This is a genomic window from Roseivivax sp. THAF30 (assembly GCF_009363575.1).
Lineage (GTDB): Bacteria > Pseudomonadota > Alphaproteobacteria > Rhodobacterales > Rhodobacteraceae > Roseivivax > Roseivivax halotolerans.
Genome location: NZ_CP045389.1, coordinates 919,300 through 938,633, shown reverse-complemented (window position 1 = coordinate 938,633; position 19,334 = coordinate 919,300). Strand labels below are relative to the sequence as shown.

General features: G+C 65.7%; 18 protein-coding genes. 4 read left to right on the top strand and 14 right to left on the bottom strand.

Features of this window, described 5'->3' with window-relative positions:
- Positions 1-7: 7 nt before the first annotated feature.
- The 8 genes from FIU91_RS04440 to FIU91_RS04405 all read right to left on the bottom strand — a co-directional run bounded on the left by FIU91_RS04440 (position 8) and on the right by FIU91_RS04405 (position 5,780).
- A complete protein-coding gene (locus tag FIU91_RS04440) occupies positions 8-853 on the bottom strand; it encodes a DMT family transporter (RefSeq protein WP_152463647.1) in 846 nt (281 codons plus the stop codon).
- Positions 854-858: 5 nt separating this feature from the next.
- Positions 859-1,326 (bottom strand): GNAT family N-acetyltransferase, encoded by a 468-nt coding sequence (locus FIU91_RS04435; protein ID WP_152461600.1) that lies wholly within the window; start codon positions 1,324-1,326, stop codon positions 859-861.
- A 57-nt stretch (positions 1,327-1,383) separates the two neighbouring features.
- On the bottom strand, positions 1,384-2,142 hold the full coding sequence (locus FIU91_RS04430) for an SDR family NAD(P)-dependent oxidoreductase (RefSeq protein ID WP_152461599.1): 759 nt from the start codon (positions 2,140-2,142) through the stop codon (positions 1,384-1,386).
- A 117-nt stretch (positions 2,143-2,259) separates the two neighbouring features.
- Positions 2,260-3,906 carry a chaperonin GroEL gene (groL, locus tag FIU91_RS04425; RefSeq protein ID WP_093010486.1) on the bottom strand — a complete coding sequence of 549 codons (1,647 nt, stop codon included), beginning with the start codon at positions 3,904-3,906 and terminating at the stop codon, positions 2,260-2,262.
- A gap of 57 nt (positions 3,907-3,963) precedes the next feature.
- Positions 3,964-4,275 carry a co-chaperone GroES gene (locus tag FIU91_RS04420; RefSeq protein WP_093010488.1) on the bottom strand — a complete coding sequence of 104 codons (312 nt, stop codon included), beginning with the start codon at positions 4,273-4,275 and terminating at the stop codon, positions 3,964-3,966.
- Positions 4,276-4,416: 141 nt separating this feature from the next.
- On the bottom strand, positions 4,417-4,824 hold the full coding sequence (locus FIU91_RS04415) for a type II toxin-antitoxin system death-on-curing family toxin (protein ID WP_152461598.1): 408 nt from the start codon (positions 4,822-4,824) through the stop codon (positions 4,417-4,419).
- Complete coding sequence (locus FIU91_RS04410) at positions 4,821-5,045, bottom strand: AbrB/MazE/SpoVT family DNA-binding domain-containing protein (RefSeq protein WP_093010492.1); 225 nt, start codon at positions 5,043-5,045, stop codon at positions 4,821-4,823. The genes FIU91_RS04415 and FIU91_RS04410 overlap by 4 nt, the downstream gene beginning before the upstream one ends.
- Positions 5,046-5,102: 57 nt before the next feature.
- Positions 5,103-5,780 (bottom strand): DUF2161 domain-containing phosphodiesterase, encoded by a 678-nt coding sequence (locus FIU91_RS04405; RefSeq protein WP_152461597.1) that lies wholly within the window; start codon positions 5,778-5,780, stop codon positions 5,103-5,105.
- An 81-nt stretch (positions 5,781-5,861) separates the two neighbouring features.
- Between FIU91_RS04405 and FIU91_RS04400 the strand changes: the two genes are divergently transcribed.
- Entirely contained in the window at positions 5,862-6,848 is a 987-nt protein-coding gene (locus tag FIU91_RS04400) for a TraB/GumN family protein (protein ID WP_152461596.1), read from the top strand.
- Positions 6,849-6,851: 3 nt separating this feature from the next.
- Here FIU91_RS04400 and FIU91_RS04395 read toward each other — a convergent pair whose 3' ends face one another.
- The 5 genes from FIU91_RS04395 to FIU91_RS04375 form a co-directional block, all read right to left on the bottom strand.
- Positions 6,852-8,873: a M3 family metallopeptidase gene (locus FIU91_RS04395; RefSeq protein ID WP_152461595.1), complete on the bottom strand. Its 2,022-nt coding sequence runs from the start codon at positions 8,871-8,873 to the stop codon at positions 6,852-6,854.
- Between the two features lie 144 nt (positions 8,874-9,017).
- The gene (hrpB, locus tag FIU91_RS04390) at positions 9,018-11,450 is read right to left on the bottom strand and encodes an ATP-dependent helicase HrpB (protein WP_152461594.1); all 2,433 of its coding nucleotides are present in this window, start codon (positions 11,448-11,450) and stop codon (positions 9,018-9,020) included.
- A 28-nt stretch (positions 11,451-11,478) separates the two neighbouring features.
- On the bottom strand, positions 11,479-12,405 hold the full coding sequence (gene argF / locus FIU91_RS04385; RefSeq protein WP_152461593.1) for an ornithine carbamoyltransferase: 927 nt from the start codon (positions 12,403-12,405) through the stop codon (positions 11,479-11,481).
- A gap of 49 nt (positions 12,406-12,454) precedes the next feature.
- On the bottom strand, positions 12,455-13,627 hold the full coding sequence (locus tag FIU91_RS04380) for an aspartate aminotransferase family protein (RefSeq protein WP_152461592.1): 1,173 nt from the start codon (positions 13,625-13,627) through the stop codon (positions 12,455-12,457).
- A 293-nt stretch (positions 13,628-13,920) separates the two neighbouring features.
- Positions 13,921-14,724 carry a hypothetical protein gene (locus FIU91_RS04375; RefSeq protein WP_216651624.1) on the bottom strand — a complete coding sequence of 268 codons (804 nt, stop codon included), beginning with the start codon at positions 14,722-14,724 and terminating at the stop codon, positions 13,921-13,923.
- 401 nt (positions 14,725-15,125) lie between these two features.
- Between FIU91_RS04375 and FIU91_RS04370 the strand changes: the two genes are divergently transcribed.
- The 3 genes from FIU91_RS04370 to FIU91_RS04365 all read left to right on the top strand — a co-directional run bounded on the left by FIU91_RS04370 (position 15,126) and on the right by FIU91_RS04365 (position 18,280).
- Entirely contained in the window at positions 15,126-16,700 is a 1,575-nt protein-coding gene (locus FIU91_RS04370) for a 2-isopropylmalate synthase (protein ID WP_093014073.1), read from the top strand.
- Positions 16,701-16,818: 118 nt separating this feature from the next.
- On the top strand, positions 16,819-17,340 hold the full coding sequence (locus tag FIU91_RS19340) for a methanogen output domain 1-containing protein (protein ID WP_172974938.1): 522 nt from the start codon (positions 16,819-16,821) through the stop codon (positions 17,338-17,340).
- Entirely contained in the window at positions 17,315-18,280 is a 966-nt protein-coding gene (locus FIU91_RS04365) for a GGDEF domain-containing protein (protein WP_172974937.1), read from the top strand. Before FIU91_RS19340 ends, FIU91_RS04365 begins: the two co-directional genes overlap by 26 nt.
- Here FIU91_RS04365 and FIU91_RS04360 read toward each other — a convergent pair.
- Positions 18,270-19,256, bottom strand: a complete 987-nt coding sequence (locus tag FIU91_RS04360) for a D-glycerate dehydrogenase (RefSeq protein WP_152461589.1) — start codon at positions 19,254-19,256, stop codon at positions 18,270-18,272. The genes FIU91_RS04365 and FIU91_RS04360 overlap by 11 nt on opposite strands.
- Positions 19,257-19,334 lie beyond the last annotated feature (78 nt).

Below are 19,334 nucleotides of genomic sequence, written 5' to 3'. Positions count from 1 at the left end.
TAGGCGCTCAGCCTCGCTTCGGAAACGGCAAAACGGAGACCGCGACGCCGCCAAGGACGAGAAGGCTTGCGAGCGCGAAATGCAGACTCGCGCTTTCTCCGAGAAAGATCATGCCGCCGCCCAGCGCGATGATTGGCACGGTGAGTTGCGCGACGGCCGCGGCGCTCGCGGCGAGGCGCGGCAAGATGCTGTACCAGAGCGCGTAGCCGAGGCCAGATGTGACCGCGCCCGACAAAATCGCGAGCGCCACGCCCGCACCGCTGAGGTTTCCCCCGTCCCCGAACGCGACCCCGATGATCAGGCCGAGAGGCGCCGCCAGCGCGAAATTCGCGGCTGTCCCGACAAGCGGATCGCCCGCGCCGCGCCCAGCCAGCGAGTAAAGCCCCCAACCCAGGCCGGCCGCCGCCATCATCATGCCGTGCGGCAAGCTCACCTCCGCGCCCGAACCCGGCCAGAGGAGCCAGGCGAGCCCGGTAAAGGCGAGCGCGGCCCCCGCCCAGCGCCGCGCCGGCGGTCGCTCCTCGCCCCGGAGCGCGCCGCCGAACATGGTGATCTGCACGAAGCCGAAGAGGATCAACGCGCCCAGCCCTGCATCGAGCGAAAGATAAGCCGCCGAGAAACCGTAGATGTAGATGAGCAACGAAATGACACCGAGCGCGCGGCCTCGCCCGCCCCAGCGCATTCCGCCGCGCAAGGCGTAGGACAATGCGACCAGCGTCACCGCCCCAGCCCAGAGCCGGATCGTGCCAAAACGCGCGGCATCCATGCCCCAATCGGCCAGCGCCATCCGGTTCAGCACCGAATTCGCCGCGAAAGCGGTCATAGTGAGCGCGGTGAGCAGAAAGAGGCGCACAGGCGTCACGCGCCGAACGCTTTGGGATAGACCAGAGCGGACTCCTTGCTCTTGGCCGGGCCGACGACCAGCGTGTGATCGACCGGAAAGGGCGAGGTCAGTCCCTCGGCCATGCGAAAGCCACAGCGCTGGTAGAATCCCGGCTCGCCAAGGACCACGATCGTCTGTCCCGCCGCCTCTGCCCAGCCTGCGAGGAAGCGGCACATGCGCCGCCCGATACCCTGACGCTGCCGATCCGGCGCGACCGCGACCGGCGCAAGGCAGAGCCATCCTTTCGGGGCGATCATCTGCGACAGTGCGAGGTATCCCAAAAGCTGATCGCCCTCCGTGACGACCTGCTCTCCGGCGATGGCACCGGATTTTCGCAAGTGGCGCACGAGATTCGCCTCATCGGGCCCGGGAAATGCCGCGCGGAGCAGCGCCTCGACCGCGTCTTCCTCACCTGCGCGCATCTCGCGCATGAAATCAGTCATAGCGCACTCCCTTCCGGGCCGACAAAGCCCGCAAGGGAGGCCGAGGTCAATCCCACCTTAGCCGAGCGGCGGCTGTCCGTTGGAGGCCGAGAGACCGCCATCCACGGGAAGGATCACGCCATTGACGAAGCGCGCATCGTGGCTCGCGAGAAAGGCGATGACGTCGCCGACCTCTTCGGGATGGGCGGCGCGGCCAAGCGGGATGCGCTCCTTGAACTTGCCGTAGAGCGTATCGTTCTCGAGAAGGCCCGAAGCCATGTCCGTCTGCGTGGCCGAGGGTGCGACCGCGTTGACCCGCACGCCGCTTTGATCCGCCTCGAGCGCGAGCGCTTTCACGAAATTCGTAACGCCGCCTTTCGAGGCGTTGTAGGCGAGCATGCCCCAGTCGCCGCCCATGCCCGAGACGGACGAGGTCATCACGACATTGCCGCCGCTTTTCTTCAGATGCGGCCAGGCTGCCTCGGTCATGAGATATACGCCGGTGAGGTTGATGCGTATGGTCTTGTCCCAGTCCTCCCGGTCGACCTCGCCCATCCGGCCGGGCTCGGCGACGCCTGCGTTGTTGACGAGGATGTCGATGCCGCCGAATGCCTCGACCGCCTGTTCTGTGACTTCGCGCGCGCCATCCTCCGTGCCGACATCGGCGGCGACCACGAGAGCGCCCTCGATGTCCTTTGCCACTGCGTCGAGCTTGTCCTTGGTGCGGCCCACGAGCACGACATGCGCGCCCTCTTCGCCGAACCTGCGTGCGGCGGCCGCGCCGATGCCGGAGCCTGCGCCGGTGACGACGACGGTCTTGTTCTTGAAGCGGTTCATGCTGCTCTCCTGTGCGATATCCTCGATAGAACGAAGGGCCGCATCCCGCGTTCCCTGAAAAAGAAAAGGGCCCGCGCGCTGCGGGCCCTTTCGGTGTCTCGGTCGATGACCGGCTGATTACATCATGCCGCCCATGCCGCCCATGTCGGGCATGCCGCCACCGGCACCGCCGCCATTGTCCTTCTGCGGACGGTCGGCGACCATGGCTTCGGTGGTGATCAGGAGGCCCGCGACGGAGGCTGCATCCTCAAGCGCGGTACGCACGACCTTCGCGGGGTCGATGACGCCAAACTTGAACATGTCGCCATATTCGTCGGTCTGAGCATTGTAGCCGAACTTCAGATCGTCGCTTTCGCGGATCTTGCCTGCAACGACGGAGCCGTCGACGCCTGCGTTCTCGGCGATCTGGCGCAGCGGGCTTTCCAGAGCGCGGCGCACGATGGCGATACCGGCATTCTGGTCGCTGTTCGCGCCCGTGAGACCTTCGAGAGCCTTCGCGCCCTGGACGAGCGCAACGCCGCCGCCGACCACGATGCCTTCCTGGACAGCCGCGCGGGTTGCGTTCAGCGCGTCGTCGACGCGGTCCTTACGCTCTTTCACTTCGACCTCGGTCATGCCGCCAACGCGGATCACCGCGACGCCGCCTGCGAGCTTGGCCACACGTTCCTGCAGCTTCTCGCGGTCGTAGTCGGAGGTCGTCTCTTCGATCTGGGTGCGGATCTGGCCGACGCGCGCCTCGATCTCGGCGCTGTCGCCCGCGCCATCGACGATGGTGGTCTCGTCCTTGGAGATGTCGACCTTCTTGGCCTGGCCGAGCATGTCCATCGTGACGTTCTCGAGCTTCATGCCGAGATCTTCCGAGATCACCTGGCCGCCGGTGAGGATCGCGATGTCCTGCAGCATGGCCTTGCGGCGGTCGCCGAAGCCCGGTGCCTTGACGGCTGCGATCTTGAGGCCGCCGCGCAGCTTGTTGACGACGAGCGTGGCCAGAGCCTCGCCTTCGACGTCTTCAGCGATGATGAGGAGCGGCTTCTGCGACTGGATGACCTGCTCGAGGAGCGGGACCAGCGGCTGCAGAGAGGAGAGCTTCTTCTCGTGGAGAAGGATCATGCAATCCTCGAGTTCCGCGACCATCTTCTCGGAGTTGGTCACGAAGTAGGGGGAGAGATAGCCACGGTCGAACTGCATGCCTTCGACGACTTCGACGTCGGTCTCCATGCCCTTGTTCTCTTCGACGGTGATGACACCCTCGTTGCCGACCTTCTGCATGGCGTCGGCGATCATGGTGCCGATCGACTCTTCGCCGTTTGCGGAGATGGTGCCGACCTGTGCCACTTCGTCGGAATTCTCGACCTTGCGGCTGGCATTCTTGATGTGCTCGACGACCTTGGTGCAAGCGAGGTCGATGCCGCGCTTGAGATCCATCGGGTTCATGCCCGCGGAAACGGCCTTGACGCCTTCCTTGACGATGGACTGCGCGAGCACGGTCGCGGTGGTGGTGCCGTCTCCGGCCTCGTCGTTGGTGCGGGAAGCAACTTCCTTCACCATCTGCGCGCCCATGTTCTCGAACTTGTCCTCAAGCTCGATTTCCTTGGCGACGGAGACGCCGTCCTTGGTGATGCGCGGTGCGCCGAACGACTTGTCGAGGACCACGTTGCGGCCCTTGGGGCCGAGCGTCACCTTGACCGCATCGGCCAGTACGTTGACGCCCTTGAGCATACGATTGCGGGCGTCGGTATCGAACTTCACGTCCTTAGCAGACATATTTTGTCACTCCTTGTTCGGGGTCAGAAAGAAAACTTTTCCGGAGGAAATCGCCCTTCAGGCGGCTTTCGCTTCGGCTGCATCGGCGATGATGCCGAGAATGTCGCTTTCTTTCATGATGAGCAGCTCTTCGCCGTCGATCGACACTTCCGTGCCGGACCACTTGCCGAAGAGGATCTTGTCACCCTCTTTCACGGCCGGAGCGATCAGCTCGCCGTTGTCCTTGCGTGCGCCTTCGCCACACGCGATCACGATGCCTTCAGCCGGCTTTTCCTTGGCGGTTTCCGGGATGATGAGGCCGCCCTTGGTCTTGTCGTCACTTTCGACACGACGGACCAGGACACGGTCATGGAGCGGTTTGAATGCCATCTTCGAGTCTCCTTGGCTCAAAGTTCGTTCCTGTTGGCGTCCCCCCTCAGGCAGACGCATTAGCACTCACCAGAGTCGAGTGCCAACGCCGCCGAGATAGGGAGGGTGCGACAGGGTGTCAAGCAAGCTCTGGAGAGATTTTTATCGGCTCTCTGCCGTCTCGGAGATGGGCATCGCGCCCGCTTTCAGCCAAGCCGCGAAATCCGCCTCGGAAAGCGCGCCCGACGCAAGATCTTCCATGGCGCGCACGCCCTCCACCGGATCAGGCCGAAACGCATATCCGTTGAGCCGGAGAAAGGCGACCGAGGTTACGAAAGCCGTGCGCTTGTTGCCATCGACGAAGGCGTGCGCCTTGGCAATTCCGAAGGCACATCCCGCCGAAAGGTCGAAAAGGTCCGAATTGCCATATGCATGGATATTGAACGGCCTGCCCAGAGCCCCCTCAAGAAGGCCCGCGTCACGCAGACCGGGCGCGCCGCCATGCCGAGAGATTTGCCGGTCATGGATAGTCTTCACAGCCGCAAGCGGCACCCAGACAGGCGCGGTCACGCCAGTGCGGCCAGAAGATCGCGGTTCTCGTCCATCACCGTTTCGGCTGCTGCAAGCGCCTCCGCGACCGAGGGATCATGCGCCATGATCCGCAGCGTCCCGTCATCGCCGCGCACCACGTAAAGAGTGTCGCCTTCCTTGGCGTCGAGAATGGCGAGCATTTCGGTCGTGAGGGTCATGGCCGCCGAATTGCCGACCTTGCGAATTTTGGTTTCGATCATTGCGGCCTCCGGGCGTATATACGTAAATATATACACAAGGCCCGATACATGTCCATCTCAGCGCGGATCTTCCCAACTTCCGGCCCAATGCGCCAGACCCGCATTCCCCGCCGCGGTCAGCGTATAGACCCCCGTCTCCACCTTCTCGAACCAGCCGTAATGGTTGTCGCGCATGATCCGCGTGGCCTCTGGCACGCCCGTAGCCTTTGCGACGATCGCGCCCTTCTCCGCGCCGCTCGCCGCCAGATAGGCCGCACATGCGAGGGCATCCTGCCGATAGCCGGTGACAAGCCCGTGCCGCGTTGCGCCGCCATCGTTCGGATCGCCGCGCAGGCGCTCGAATTCGCGCAGGAGCCGAGCTTCCGCCTTGCGGTTCTTTCGCGGCGCGTAGGGCCCCGGATCGGCATGGACCTCGACCTTGCCGTCCCGCGCCCGCACCGTCAGAAACCCGAGCCCGAGCCTGCGGCAGAGCGCGACATTGTCCTTCAGCGTCCGCTTCGCCCGCACGCCCGAGGGAAGCGCCACGGCAAGATAGACGTGATCGGTGAGCGACAGCCGCGCAATGCCCTGATGCACCAGGCCGAGCGTGACGGATCGCTTCAGCTCCACGATCACCGGCGGCTCGCCCGCGCGGCACGCCACCACATCCGCCGCTCCGACCTCGCCTTTGACGGCGTAGCCCTGTGCCTCGAGATAGGCCTTGATCGGCGCGTAGAGATCGCTTTCCCGTGACATCGCGGCTCAGACTCCTCGCGGATCTTGCCGCTGGCAAGCCCCTCTCCTAGCGTTGATAGAACACTTGTGGAGCTTCTGCCGATGCGCGTCTTTTTCTCCGTCCTCTTCTGGCTCATCGGCAGCACGCTGGCCCATGCCGACTGCGCCGGAACGGACCTGCGGCCGACCCTCTCGGACGCGGCCCGCGCGGAGATCGCGACACGCATCCGGGACATGCCGAATCCCACCGGCAACCACTGGCTCGCCACGCGCGGCGCACAGGAAATCCGTCTCGTCGGCACGATGCATGTGGATGATGGCCGCTTCGACGCCGTGACGGAGCGATTGCGTCCGCTGGTCGCGGCCTCTGACCTTCTGTTGCTCGAACTCACCGCGGAGGAGGAAGCCGCGATAGTCGAGAGGCTCGCCTCCGATCCGTCCTTTTTCGTTCTCGACGGCACCAGCCTGCCCGACCTTTTGCCGGAAGACGATTGGCAGCGCATCGCGGAGGCGGTCAGTGCCCGGGGCATGCCTCCCTTCATGGCCGCCAAGTTCAAGCCCTGGTACGTCTCGATGATCCTGGCCATACCGCCTTGCATGGACGTGACCCTAGGCGGGGCGACGGGTCTTGACGCGCGGCTTCAGGATGTCGCGCGCGAGACCGGCACGCCCACCGCCGCGCTCGAAGACCCCATCACCGTCTTTGAGGCATTCGAGGCCATCCCTCTCGAGGAGCAGGCCGAGACGATCACGGCGGGCATTCTTCCCCCGAACGTTGCCGAAGACATCTTCGCCACGCTCCGCGAGGCCTATTTCGAAGAACGGACCGCCGAGAGCTGGGTGCTGTCAGGAGTGCTGACCGCCGAAGCTTCGGATGCGGACCCGAGCGAGGTCCGCTCCGCCATCACGGAGATGGAAGGTGCGCTGCTTCGCGATCGCAACCGCGCCTGGATGCCGGTGATCCTTGGCGCCGCCACGCCTGGCACCTCGATCATGGTCGCGGCAGGCGCGGCGCATCTGCCGGGCGAGGATGGGCTTCTTGCGCTGCTCGAAGCGCAAGGCTTCACCCTCGAACGCCAGCCGTTCTGAGCCTCAGGCCGCGAGCCCGCGGCCTTTCAGAAGCGCGTCGACACCCGGCATCTTGCCACGGAAACTGACATAGAGATCTTCGGCCTCGGCCGATCCGCCCTTGGACAGGATGAAGCGCTCCAGCTTCTCGGCCATCGCGGCATGGAACGCCCCGCCTGCCTCCTCGAAGGCGGCGAAGGCATCGGCATCCATGACTTCGGACCACATGTAGCTGTAATAGCCCGAGGAATAGCCGTCGCCCGCGAAGACATGCGCGAAATGCGGCGTGGCGTGACGCATCGCGATGGCCTCGGGCATGCCCATTCCCTGCAGGATCTCCGCCTGGCGCGCCATTGGATCGGCGGGCGGCGGGCCGTCGTGGAACTCGAGGTCCACCATCGCGGAAGCCACGTATTCCACGGTCTGGAAGCCCTGATCGAAATTCGCAGCCTTCAACACCTTGTCCAGCATCTCCTGCGGCATCGGCTCGCCGGTCTCGACATGGGTGGCATAGCTCTTCAGCACCTCGGGGACTTCGAGCCAGTGCTCATAGAGCTGCGAGGGCAATTCCACGAAATCGCGCGCCACGCTGGTCCCGGCCATCGAGCCGAACTCCACATCCGACAGGATCTGGTGCAGCGCGTGGCCGAACTCGTGAAAGAGAGTGCGCGCGTCATCGTAGGACAAAAGCGCCGGCGCGCCTTTCGAGGGCTTGGCGAAGTTGCAGACATTGACGACGATCGGCGTCTTCACCTCCGGGCGCTTGGCCTGCATCCGCATCGCCGAGCACCACGCGCCCGATCGCTTGGAAGCGCGCGCGAAATAGTCGCCCACGAACACCGCGAGGTGCTGGCCGTGTCGCGTCACCTCCCAGGCGCGGCAATCGGGGTGGTAAAGATCGACATCGAGCGGTTTGAATTCGAGCCCGAACAGCCGGTTCGCGCAGTCGAATGCCGCCTCGATCATCCGTTCGAGCTGCAGGTAGGGTTTCAGCGCGGTTTCATCGAGATCATGCTCCGCTTTCCGGCGTTTCTCCGCGTAATAGCGCCAGTCCCAGGGCTGCAGCGGGCCGTTCACGCCCTCGTCCTGCATGAGCGCGGCAAGCGCGTCCTGGTCGGCGAGCGCCTGCGCCTTTGCCGGCTCCCAGACCGCTGTCAGAAGATCGCGCACCGCGGCGGGCGTGCCGGCCATCTCGGTCTCGAGCTTGTAGGCCGCGAAGCTGTCATAGCCGAGAAGCTTCGCCCGCTCTTCGCGCAGCGCCAGGACCTCGCGGGCGATCTCGCGATTGTCGGTTTCGCCCCCGTTCGCGCCGCGGGACGTCCAGGCCCGCCAGGCGCGCTCGCGCAGATCGCGGCGGGCCGAGAATTGCAGGAATGGCACGATGAGCGAGCGCGACAGCGTGATCACCGGCCCGTCCGCACCGCGCTCTTCCCCCGCCGCGCGGGCGGGGGCCTTCACGAAGTCCGGCAGCCCGGTGAGGTCATCCTCGGACAGCTCCATCTGCCAGCCCGCCTCGTCCGCCAGAAGGTTCTGCGTGAACGCTGTGCCGAGCACGGAGAGCCTCGACTTGATCTCGCGCATCCGGTCCGCGTCACTGCCCTTGAGCGCTGCCCCGGCGCGCACGAACCCGCGGCGGGTGAGTTTCAGCAGACGCTGCTCTTCGGGACCGAGGTCGTGCTCTTCACGGGTCTGCCACAGCGCCTCGATCCGCGCGAACAACGCCGCATTGGCGTAGATGCCCGAGAAATGCGCCGAGAGCTTCGGCGAGAAATCCCGCTGCAATTCCTGGCGTTTGGGGTTGGTGTCCGCCCCGGCCACCGCAAAGAAGGCCGACAAGACCTTGTCGAGCGCGGCGCCCGCGCCTTCCAGCGCGACGATCGTGTTCTCGAAAGCCGGCGCGGCGGGGTTCTCTGCGATTGCCGCGATCTCGGCATCATGTTCGATCAGCGCGGTCTCAAGCGCGGGCGCGTAATCCTCGTCGGATATCTCGGCGAAAGGCGGGATGCCGAACGGGGTGGACCAGGGCTCGAGAAGCGGATTGTTCATTGGGGGATCTCCTTTGCGAAGATACCTATGGCGCGCGCTGCCCCGCGGCAACGCCCCGCCGGGGACAAAGCGACGGCGCCCCCTCTTTGGATTGGTAAAAATACGCGCGGGGAGCGCGAGGGGCTGGCCCCTCGCACCTCTGTCTCAGCGCCGCGGTTTGGCCCGAAGCGTGGGATCGGCCTCGCGCGGATCTTCCGGCCAGGGATGCTTGGGATACCGCCCGCGCATGTCCTTTCGCACATCGGCGTATGAACTTTCCCAGAAGCCCGGCAGATCCATCGTGGTCTGCACCGCCCGCCCGGCCGGGGACAAAAGCGTGACCTTGAGCGGTTTCTCCCCGACCTTCGGGTGCACGCGCTGACCGAACATCTCCTGCAGCCGCAGAGAAATCTCCGGCACGTCGCCGGAATAATCGATCGGGATCGACCTGCCGAGCGGCGTTGTGAAACTGCCGGGAACCGCGCGATCAAGCGCTTGCCGTGCCGCGAAATCGAGCCGCGCCTCCAGTGCGGGCAGAAGGTCGAAGCGCTTCCAGTCCTGCCGGCTCAGAACGCCGCCGAGAAACGGCAAGAGCCAGTCCTCCAGCGTCGCCATCAAGGTCTCCTCGTCCGATGCGGGTAGATCAAGGCCCGCCTCGCGGCCGATCTCGACCCGCGCGAGGAAGCGCTGCGATTTCGCCTGGACCCCGAGCCCCATGTCCCGCACCCCGTCCAGCATCGCCTCCGCCAGCGCGTCTGGCGGCGCGTCCAGCCAGATCCGGTCATCGAGGGCGATCTGACCGAGCCGCTCCTGCTCGCGCGCGAGAACGCGGGCGTCGCGACGGGACCATTCGCAGAGGCGCATCCAGCTGATGCGATCGGCGAAGACCGCGCGCAGCTCGCCTTCGGTGATCTGGATCGCCTGCCGGATACGCGCCTCGCGCCGATCGCCGTCAAGATCGGTCGCCACGATGAGGCGCGCCGATCCCAAGGGGTCGTCCTCGCGCAACGCGCCGCCCGATCCGCCCGAAAGCTGGTATCGCGGCGCATCACCCTTGCGGCGCAGCCCGATCCGGTCGGGATAGGCAAGCGCGGCCATCTCGGCAGTCGAGAGCCCGGCATCCTCGCCACCAAGCCTTGCCAGCCGCTTGGCCTCGGCCCTGATCCGTTCGAGCCCGCCTCGGCTCACCTCGAAAGGCCGCCCCGCGGCGAAGCCCTTGGGATCGCGCAGCGCCTCGAGCCGAAGCGTCAGTTCCGCGGGCGCGCCGCGCAGAGGATCGCGATCGGACAGCAGCGCGGCAAGGGCCGCAGCCCCGTCTCCCGCTCGCGCAAGCATGTGTGCGAGACGCGGGTGCAGTGGCATTCGGGCCATGTCACGTCCATGAGCCGTGACCCGGCCGCCCGCATCGAGCGCGCCAAGCTCCGTCAGCAGCGACCGCGCTTCGGAATAGGGCCCCTGCGGCGGCCGCGTCAGGAACGGCAGATCCTCCGGCCCCGCGCCCCAGACCGCGAGCTCGAGCGCAAGTCCGGCAAGATCCGCGACCTCGATTTCCGGCGGCGCGAAGGCGGGCATGCCGCCTTCTTCTCCCTTGGTCCAGAGACGGTAAGCAACGCCGGGCGCGACGCGCCCCGCCCGGCCCGCGCGCTGCTTCGCCTCGGCTTTCGAGGCCGGCTCTGTCACCAGACGCGACATGCCCGAGCCCGGATCGAAGCGCGCCCGCCGCGCGAGCCCGGCATCGACGACGATACGGATATCTTCGATGGTCAGCGAGGTTTCCGCGATGGACGTGGCCAGCACCACCTTGCGGCCCGAGGGTTCGGGCCGGATCGCCGCGCGCTGTTCGGCGAAGGGCATCGCGCCGAACAGCGGACGGATCTGCACATCCGCGCCGACACGTTTGCCAAGCTGCGCCGCGACGGCGCGGATCTCGCGCTCACCCGGCAGGAAGACGAGGATGCCGCCCTCCTCGACCCCGAGAGCCTCCGTGACGGTCTCCGCGACCGCATTCTCAAGCCGCGCACCCTTGGCGAGCGGCGCATCGCGCCAGCGGATATCGACCGGGAAGCTGCGTCCTTCCGAGGAAATGACAGGAGCGTTCAGTAGATCTGCCACGGGTCCGGCATCGAGCGTCGCCGACATGGGCAGAAGGATCAGATCCTCGCGCAATGCGCCCGCGATCTCGAGACAGAGCGCGAGGCCAAGATCGGTATTGAGCGAGCGTTCGTGAAATTCGTCGAATAGCACCGCGCCCACGCCGGCAAGCTCTGGATCCGATTGCAGGCGACGGGTCAGGATTCCTTCCGTGACGACTTCGATGCGGGTCGCCTTCGACACCTTAGCCTCGCCCCGGATACGGTAGCCGACCGTCTCGCCCACCCTCTCGCCCAGCGTCTCGGCCATGCGTTCGGCGGCAGCGCGCGCGGCGAGCCGGCGGGGCTCCAGCATCAGGATTGTGCCGTCGACCAGACCCGCCTCAAGAAGCGCCAGCGGCACCCGCGTCGTCTTGCCCGCACCCGGCGGGGCCTGCAGGACCGCGCGGCCCTGCTGCCCGATTGCCTTAAGAAGCGCCGGCAGCGCGTCTTCGATGGGCAGGCTCATGCCGGTCGGAGGCAGTGCTGCGGGACGCTCACGCGCCCACGCACCACCGCATGATGGCCTTCTGCGCGTGCAGCCGGTTCTCGGCCTCGTCCCAGATCACCGAATGCGGCCCGTCCATGACCTCGGACGTCACCTCTTCCTCGCGGTGCGCGGGCAGGCAATGCATGAAGAGCGCGTCTTCCTTGGCGCGGGCCATGAGGTCGCGATTGACCTGGTAGGGACGGAGCATGTTGTGCCGCCGCTCGCGCGCGCTCTGGGCGTCGTGCATCGACACCCAGGTGTCGGTGATGACGAGATCCGCGCCCTCGACCGCCTTCTGCGGATCGCGCTCGATACTGACATTGGCGCCCGCATTCCGGGCGAGCCCCACGAATTCCATCTCGGGATCGAGCTGCACTGGCCCCGTGAAGGTGAAGTCGAAGCCGAATTGCGCGGCGGCATGCAGCCAGGAGGAACACACGTTGTTGCCGTCGCCCGACCAGACGACCTTCTTGCCCGCGATCGGGCCGCGATGCTCCTCGTAGGTCATCACGTCGGCCATGATCTGGCAGGGATGCGTGCGGTCGGTGAGCCCGTTGATGACCGGCACGGAGGCGAACTCGGCCATCTCGGTCAGCACGCTCTCGTCGAAAGTGCGGATCATGATGAGGTCGACGAAGCGCGACAGCACGCGCGCGGTATCGGCGATGGTCTCACCGTGGCCGAGCTGCAGGTCGGAGCCCGACAGCACCATTGTCTCGCCCCCCATCTGGCGCACGCCCACGTCGAAGGACACGCGGGTGCGGGTCGAGGGTTTCTCGAAGATGAGGGCGACCATGTGGCCGGCGAGCGGCTGTTCGGCATCGGGCACGGCCTTGCCTGCGCCGTTGCGCGCCGACTTGATGCGCTGCGCGGCGTCGAGGATGGCGCGCAGATCACCGGGATCGGTCTTATGGATGTCGAGGAAATGCTTCATCTTTCTGGTCTTTCGGATGCGCCGGGGCGGCCCGGCGAAGAATATGGGATCAGGCAGCGACGGCGCTCGCGGCGCGGCCGAGACGGGAGACGGCCTCGCCGATCTCCTCTTCGGTGATCGTGAGCGGCGGCAGAAGGCGCAGCACGTTGTCGCCTGCGGGAACGGTCAGGATCTCGGCCTCATACCCGGCCTTCATCACGTCGGTATTGGTTGCCTTGCAGACGAGGCCCAGCATCAGGCCCGATCCGCGCACCTCGGTGAAGACCTCGGGATGCTCGGCCACGAGCCCTTCGAGCCTCTGGCGGAGATGGGCCGCGCGGCGGCTGACGCCGTCGAGAAAGCCCGGCGCGGTCATCACCTCCATGACCTTGAGGCCCACGGCGCAGCCCAACGGGTTGCCCCCATAGGTCGAGCCATGCGTGCCCGCGGTCATCCCCGAGGCAGCCTTTTCGCTCGCCAGCACCGCGCCCAGCGGGAAGCCCCCGCCGATGCCCTTGGCGACCATCATGATGTCTGGCGCGATCCCGGCCCATTCATGGGCGAAAAGACGGCCCGTCCGGCCCATCCCGCATTGCACCTCGTCGAAGATCAGAAGCGCGCCGGTTTCGTCGCAAAGCTCGCGCAGGCCCTTGAGGCAATGATCGGGCACGGGGCGGATGCCGCCCTCGCCCTGCACGGGCTCGATGAGGACAGCGGCGGTCTTGTCGGTGACAGCCGCCTTCAGCGCGTCGTGGTCTCCAAACTCGAGATGGGTGAAGCCGGGCAGAAGCGGGCCGAACCCCTTGGTCATCTTCTCCGACCCCGCCGCGGCGATGCCCGCCGAGGAACGGCCGTGGAAGCTGCCGGTGAAGGCCACGATCTCCGTGCGGTCCGCCTGGCCTTCTTCATACCAGTATTTCCGCGCCATCTTCACCGCGAGCTCGCAGCTCTCCGTGCCGGAATTGGTGAAGAAGACGGTATCGGCGAATGTCGCCTCCACCAGAGCATCGGCCAGCGCCTCCTGCTGCGGGATGCGATAGAGGTTCGACGTGTGCCAGAGCGCATGCGCCTGCTCCGAGAGCGCCTCAATGAGGGCCGGATGCGCGTGGCCGAGCGCGTTCACCGCGATCCCCGCGCCGAGATCCAGGAAGCGTCGCCCATCCGCCTCGATCAGCCAGGCCCCCTCACCCTTCACGAAGGTGAGCGGCGCACGGTTATAGGTCGGAAGGACGGACGGGATCATGTTCGTATCCTCGAAATGGAAGGCCTAGGGGTGCCAAGGACACGGGGCCAAGTCAAGATTTTGCGGGGGTTATGACGGACGCAGGCGCGCCGCGTGCCCGGAAGGGCGCGGCGGGAAGAGGCTCAGCGGCCTCGTCGGGGGTGCTGCGTCGGCGTCATGGGAGGGGTGGTAGCGGGGGATGGGGTTTGTGGCAAGGGGGATGTGGGTTCTTCACGGGCGTTCGCTGAACGCTGAGCCAAGGTCGCTGATGCGGACGAAGCCGCCATTACCGTCTTATCCAAGAATTCGGAAAACTACGGTAGAAGAATATCTATCGCCTCAAGGTCAGAGGCGAGCGGACGCGCAAGGTCGAAGCTGGCATGTAGCTCCATGAGCTGCGCGCGATAGGTTTCCGCCAGCAAGCGCAGCGCCGCCATGACGGCATCGGCCTCGCATGGGCCATAGGACGCCTTGAGAACCTCCAGAACGGCGTCACTCCCCCGCTTGTCGAACTTTGCCACCACGGCCGTTTCCGGGGTCCGATCATGCAGCCAGTCGTCGGCCTGCATGATATGCTGGCGCAGCTCATCCAACAACGACAGCGCATAGAACAGTTCGCCGCGTCGCGTGCGCCGATAGGTTTCATGCGCCGCCGCCAAGCCCTTGCTGATCGAAATATCCAGATCGTTGTCGGATACCGTGAACGGCATTCCCTGCGAACGCTCAACGAGGTCCGCAACGATCCCCTCGGGGTCATGCAATATCCGGATTGGCAGGCGAAGCCAGGGGGACGGCGCAAGTGCCTCGGCATCAAAGTAAAAAATGTCGATCTTCCCGAACGGATGGAAGTGGGAAACGCAATGCTGCGTGCCGGGCAGCCATTCATTGAACAGAAAGCCCGGCCACTGCTTCGGAATCTCCTTGCGCCGCTCGACATAGTGGCGGTGCCGACCGGGCGTGACCACGACCCTCAGATCAATATCCGACCACGCATCGGCACTACCGGCGGGTAGCGAGCCGCCCAGGAATATCCCGGTGATAGCCGGATCGGCGGAAAAGGACTGCACGGCAGTTTCAAGAAGCCGATCACGCGCGGCGGTTAGTGATCTTTCATCCAACGCTACAAAACTCCTCATACCTGCGACATCCATGCAATCGTAGCGGCGCCCAGCGTCCAGTGGAAAGACGACTTTCCCCAAGCCACGGCACGCGGCTCGCTACCGGAATGTCGTGGAAGGGCTCTTCCCCGCCATCCGCTCCAGCCTGTCTGAACCTCCGCCTCCGGCGCCCCCCCAAAATTCCCCCCTTCCCTTCCGCCTCGCAGACCGTTACCTTCCGCCCCATGAGCATGACCGGCCATATCTCCGCAGCGACCGCGCCCCTCGGCGCGCTACCTGCGCTTGGCCTCCTTCTTCTGCTTACCCGCCTCTGAGCGTGCCTTGACCGGCGCGACCGCTCAGGGGAGACAGGGATCCGCGCCGACCAAGCCTTAAGCAGACACGAACCCACGAGACATGCCATGACCACCACAGACAAAGACCGCGTGTTGATCTTCGACACGACCCTGCGCGACGGCGAGCAGAGCCCCGGCGCGACCATGACCCATGACGAGAAGCTCGAGATCGCGGAGATGCTCGACGATATGGGCGTCGACATCATCGAGGCGGGGTTCCCGATCGCCTCCGAGGGCGATTTCCGGGCGGTGAGCGAGATCGCCAAGCGCTCCAAGCAATCAGTGATCTGCGGGCTGGCGCGCGCGCAATTGCCCGATATCGACCGCTGCTGGGAGGCGGTGAAGCACGCCGAGCGCCCGCGCATCCACACCTTCATCGGCACCTCGCCCCTGCACCGCGCCATCCCGAACCTGACGATGGACGAGATGGCCGACCGCATCCACGAGACCGTCACCCATGCGCGCAACCTCACCGACAACGTGCAATGGTCGCCGATGGACGCGACCCGCACGGAGTGGGATTACCTCAAGCGCGTCGTCGAGATCGCCATCAGCGCCGGGGCCACGACGATCAACATCCCCGACACGGTGGGCTACACCGCCCCGCGCGAGAGCGCCGATCTCATCCGCCGCCTGATCGCCGAGGTGCCGGGCGCGGACGAGGTGGTCTTCGCGACGCACTGCCACAACGATCTCGGCATGGCGACGGCGAACGCGCTGGCCGCGGTCGAAGGCGGCGCGCGGCAGATAGAGTGCACGATCAACGGGCTCGGCGAGCGTGCGGGCAATACCGCGCTCGAGGAAGTGGTGATGGCGCTCCGGACGCGCGGGGACATCATGCCCTACGATACCGGCGTCGACACGCGGAAGATCATGCAGATCTCGCGCCGCGTCGCGACCGTCTCGGGCTTCCCGGTGCAGTTCAACAAGGCCATCGTCGGCAAGAACGCCTTCGCGCATGAGAGCGGCATCCACCAGGACGGGATGCTGAAGAACGCTGAGACCTTCGAGATCATGCGCCCCGAGGATGTCGGCCTCGCCGCCACCAATCTCGTCATGGGCAAGCATTCGGGGCGCGCGGCGCTCCGCGCGAAGCTGAAGGATCTGGGCGTCGAGGTCGGGGACAACCAGCTCAAGGATCTCTTCGTGCGGTTCAAGGATCTCGCCGACCGCAAGAAGGAAGTCTACGACGAGGACATCCTCGCCCTCGTCACCGCCACCACCACCGACGGTCATGCGGACCGGCTGCAGCTCGTGAACATGAGCGTGACCTGCGGCACCGGCGGGCCCGCGCGCGCAGAGCTCGAGATGGAGATCGACGGCAAGGAGGTCTCGGCCACCTGCGAGGGTGACGGCCCCGTGGACGCGACCTTCAAGGCCGTGCGCGAGCTGCACCCCAACGCCGCGCGTCTGCAGCTCTACCAGGTCCACGCCGTGACCGAGGGCACCGACGCACAGGCCACGGTGAGCGTGCGTCTCGAGGAGGACGGTATGATCGCGACCGGCCAATCGGCCGATACCGACACCGTCGTCGCCTCGGCCAAGGCCTATATCAACGCCCTGAACCGCCTTCTCGTGCGGCGCGACAAGGCCGGACCGGGCGCGGATCAGCGAGAGATCAGCTACAAAGATGTGAGCTGAGCCTCGGGGTTGGGCCGGGGCCGCTGGGAAAGCGCGCTCCGGCTCATCAAACCCGGACACCCGTTAACCTTTTGTTTAGATTTGCGCGGCACCCTTTCTTCAGGAAGGGTGCCCATCGATGTCCCACAGTCTCGACCAATCCGTTGCCACGGGCGCAGCCTGCGATCTGAAGCGCGAGGACTTCTTCTGCGATACGCTCGTCAACCTGGCGGGAACGCTCGAGAATTATCTCGGGATAGAGGACGCGTCGACCTTCATCGCCCGCGTCGGCGGGGATATGGGCGACGCAATCGGCGCTCGTTACGTCGATAGCGACGGCGCCCTCCCCCAAGAGATCGAAGCGATCGGCGCGATCCTCATCGACCTCAAGGCGCGGATCGGGGGCCGTTTCCGAATAGAGGCGATCAGCCCGACCGAACTGGTGCTGATCAACACCGCCTGCCCCTTCGCGGACCGGGTCGTCGGGCATCCCTCCCTTTGCATGATGACGACCAGCGTGTTCGGCCGGATCGTATCGGATGCGACCGGCTATGCCCGCGTCCATATCGACGAGGCGATCGCGACGGGCCATGGCCGTTGCCGCGTCGTGGTTTCCCTTCGCCGCGAGACGTCCGATGACGGACACGAATTCTTCGGTTGAGCGCGCCGCGGCGCTTTTATCGCTCGAGGCCGTCTTCGCGCATGCGCCGCGGGCCATCGCCGTCTTCACCTTGTGCGGCTCGCTCGTTTACACCAATCGCCTGGGTCGCCGCGCCTTCCTCGTGACCGGGCAGGCCGGACAGCACAGATCGCGCCTGTCCGAAGACCCGACATTCGTCGCCGATCTACGGCGGATCTCCTCGGCCTCCATTGCCTGCGCCCTGCAAATCCGCACGCCCGCGGGGCGGCTCGAGGCGATCGGATGGCGGATGCACGACGTTCCGGGTCTGCCCGCGGGCCTCATCATCCTCAAACAGGACACGGAGCAGAGCATGAGCGCACGCCTTCTCGCCGCGTCGGAATCGCGGGCGCAGGCCTCGCGAGAGCTGGCAGTGATCGAGGCGGAGCGCGAGCATCTTCAGGCACAGGCGCGACGCCTGTCATATCTCGCCGCGACCGACCGGCTGACCGGCCTGCTCAATTCGGAGGAATTCGCGCGCCGGTGCCGCACTTACCTGCATGCCCCCCGCAAACGCGCAGGCACTTTCGTGTTTCTCGATTGCGACGACTTCAAGTCGATCAACGATACCTACGGACACCGGACGGGCGATATCATCCTCGCCACGCTGGGCGCGCGTCTTCGCTCCTTCGGCAGAACCGATGACCTTGTCGGCAGGCTCGGCGGCGACGAGTTCGGTATCTGGTTCGCAGGAAGCGGCGCGCGCGAAGCGGCGCGCCTGATGGACAGGCTTCGCAATATCGTCGAAGCGCCGATACCACGTCCTGAGACGTCCGGGCTCGTCGGTCCTCGGGAAATCTCGATCACGTTTTCAATGGGTGCCGCATCGGCCCCGGTCGACGGGGCGCGCTATTCGGACCTTCTCGAGACAGCGGATGCCCGCATGTACGAAATGAAGACCACGCGCCGCCTCAGAGCATAGAGGGCACGACCTGGTCGGGCGGGCGATGCCCGTCCGCGAATGTCTTCACATTGATGATGACTTTCTCGCCCATCTCGACGCGCCCCTCGCGGGTGGCAGAGCCCATATGCGGCAAGAGAACGACATTGGGCAGGTTACGCAGTTCGGGGTTCACATCGTTGCCGTGTTCGTAGACGTCGAGCCCCGCTCCTGCCAGTTCCCCGCCACGCAGCATCCGCACCAGCGCGTTCTCGTCGATCACCTCGCCGCGCGAGGTGTTCACCACCACCGCGTCCGGCTTCATCAGCTTCAAGCGGCGGGCGTTCATCAGGTGAAAGGTCGAAGGCGTGTGCGGGCAATTGATCGATAGAATGTCCATCCGCGCAACCATCTGGTCGAGGCTGTCCCAGTAGGTCGCCTCGAGCGCCTCTTCCATCTCCGGGCGCAGCCGGCGGCGGTTGTGATAGTGGATCTGCATACCGAAGGCGCGCGCCCGTTTCGCAACCGCCTGCCCGATCCGCCCCATCCCGAGAATACCAAGCCTGCGTCCGCCGAGACGTCCGCCCAGAAACGCGGTCGGGGCCCAGCCCTGCCAGCCGTCCGACTGCATCGTGGCAAGGCCTTCGGGGATGCGCCGCGTCGCTGCGAGCATCAGCGCCAGGGTCATGTCAGCGGTGTCCTCGGTCACAACGCCTGGCGTGTTCGACACGAGGATGCCGCGCGACCGGGCCGTATCCACGTCGATGTGATCGACGCCCGCGCCGTAATTCGCGATGAGCTTGAGCCGCTCACCGGCCTGACCGATCAGCCCCGCATCGAGCCGGTCGGTGACCGTCGGCACGAGGACATCCGCGTCGCGCATGGCCTCGGCCAGCTCCGTTTTGGTCATCGGCGTGTCGTCATCGCGCAGGCGGACATCGAACAGCTCGGACAGACGTGTTTCCACGACATCCGGCAGGCGTCGCGTGACGACAACACTCAGACGTTTTGAGGGCATGCCCGACCTCCCCGACCTTTTCCGATCAGCCATTTCAAGGCAGAGTGTCGCAAGACCGGACGAGGCACAAGAACCCCG

Excerpts from the sequence above, each read along its gene's own strand:
- FIU91_RS04435 (WP_152461600.1), bottom strand. The coding sequence starts at position 1,326 with ATGACTGATTTCATGCGCGAGATGCGCGCAGGTGAGGAAGACGCGGTC.
- FIU91_RS04430 (WP_152461599.1), bottom strand. The coding sequence starts at position 2,142 with ATGAACCGCTTCAAGAACAAGACCGTCGTCGTCACCGGCGCAGGCTCC.
- groL (WP_093010486.1), bottom strand. The coding sequence starts at position 3,906 with ATGTCTGCTAAGGACGTGAAGTTCGATACCGACGCCCGCAATCGTATG.
- FIU91_RS04420 (WP_093010488.1), bottom strand. The coding sequence starts at position 4,275 with ATGGCATTCAAACCGCTCCATGACCGTGTCCTGGTCCGTCGTGTCGAA.
- FIU91_RS04410 (WP_093010492.1), bottom strand. The coding sequence starts at position 5,045 with ATGATCGAAACCAAAATTCGCAAGGTCGGCAATTCGGCGGCCATGACC.
- FIU91_RS04405 (WP_152461597.1), bottom strand. The coding sequence starts at position 5,780 with ATGTCACGGGAAAGCGATCTCTACGCGCCGATCAAGGCCTATCTCGAG.
- FIU91_RS04400 (WP_152461596.1), top strand. The coding sequence starts at position 5,862 with ATGCGCGTCTTTTTCTCCGTCCTCTTCTGGCTCATCGGCAGCACGCTG.
- FIU91_RS04395 (WP_152461595.1), bottom strand. The coding sequence starts at position 8,873 with ATGAACAATCCGCTTCTCGAGCCCTGGTCCACCCCGTTCGGCATCCCG.
- hrpB (WP_152461594.1), bottom strand. The coding sequence starts at position 11,450 with ATGAGCCTGCCCATCGAAGACGCGCTGCCGGCGCTTCTTAAGGCAATC.
- argF (WP_152461593.1), bottom strand. The coding sequence starts at position 12,405 with ATGAAGCATTTCCTCGACATCCATAAGACCGATCCCGGTGATCTGCGC.
- FIU91_RS04380 (WP_152461592.1), bottom strand. The coding sequence starts at position 13,627 with ATGATCCCGTCCGTCCTTCCGACCTATAACCGTGCGCCGCTCACCTTC.
- FIU91_RS04370 (WP_093014073.1), top strand. The coding sequence starts at position 15,126 with ATGACCACCACAGACAAAGACCGCGTGTTGATCTTCGACACGACCCTG.
- FIU91_RS19340 (WP_172974938.1), top strand. The coding sequence starts at position 16,819 with ATGTCCCACAGTCTCGACCAATCCGTTGCCACGGGCGCAGCCTGCGAT.
- FIU91_RS04365 (WP_172974937.1), top strand. The coding sequence starts at position 17,315 with ATGACGGACACGAATTCTTCGGTTGAGCGCGCCGCGGCGCTTTTATCG.
- FIU91_RS04360 (WP_152461589.1), bottom strand. The coding sequence starts at position 19,256 with ATGCCCTCAAAACGTCTGAGTGTTGTCGTCACGCGACGCCTGCCGGAT.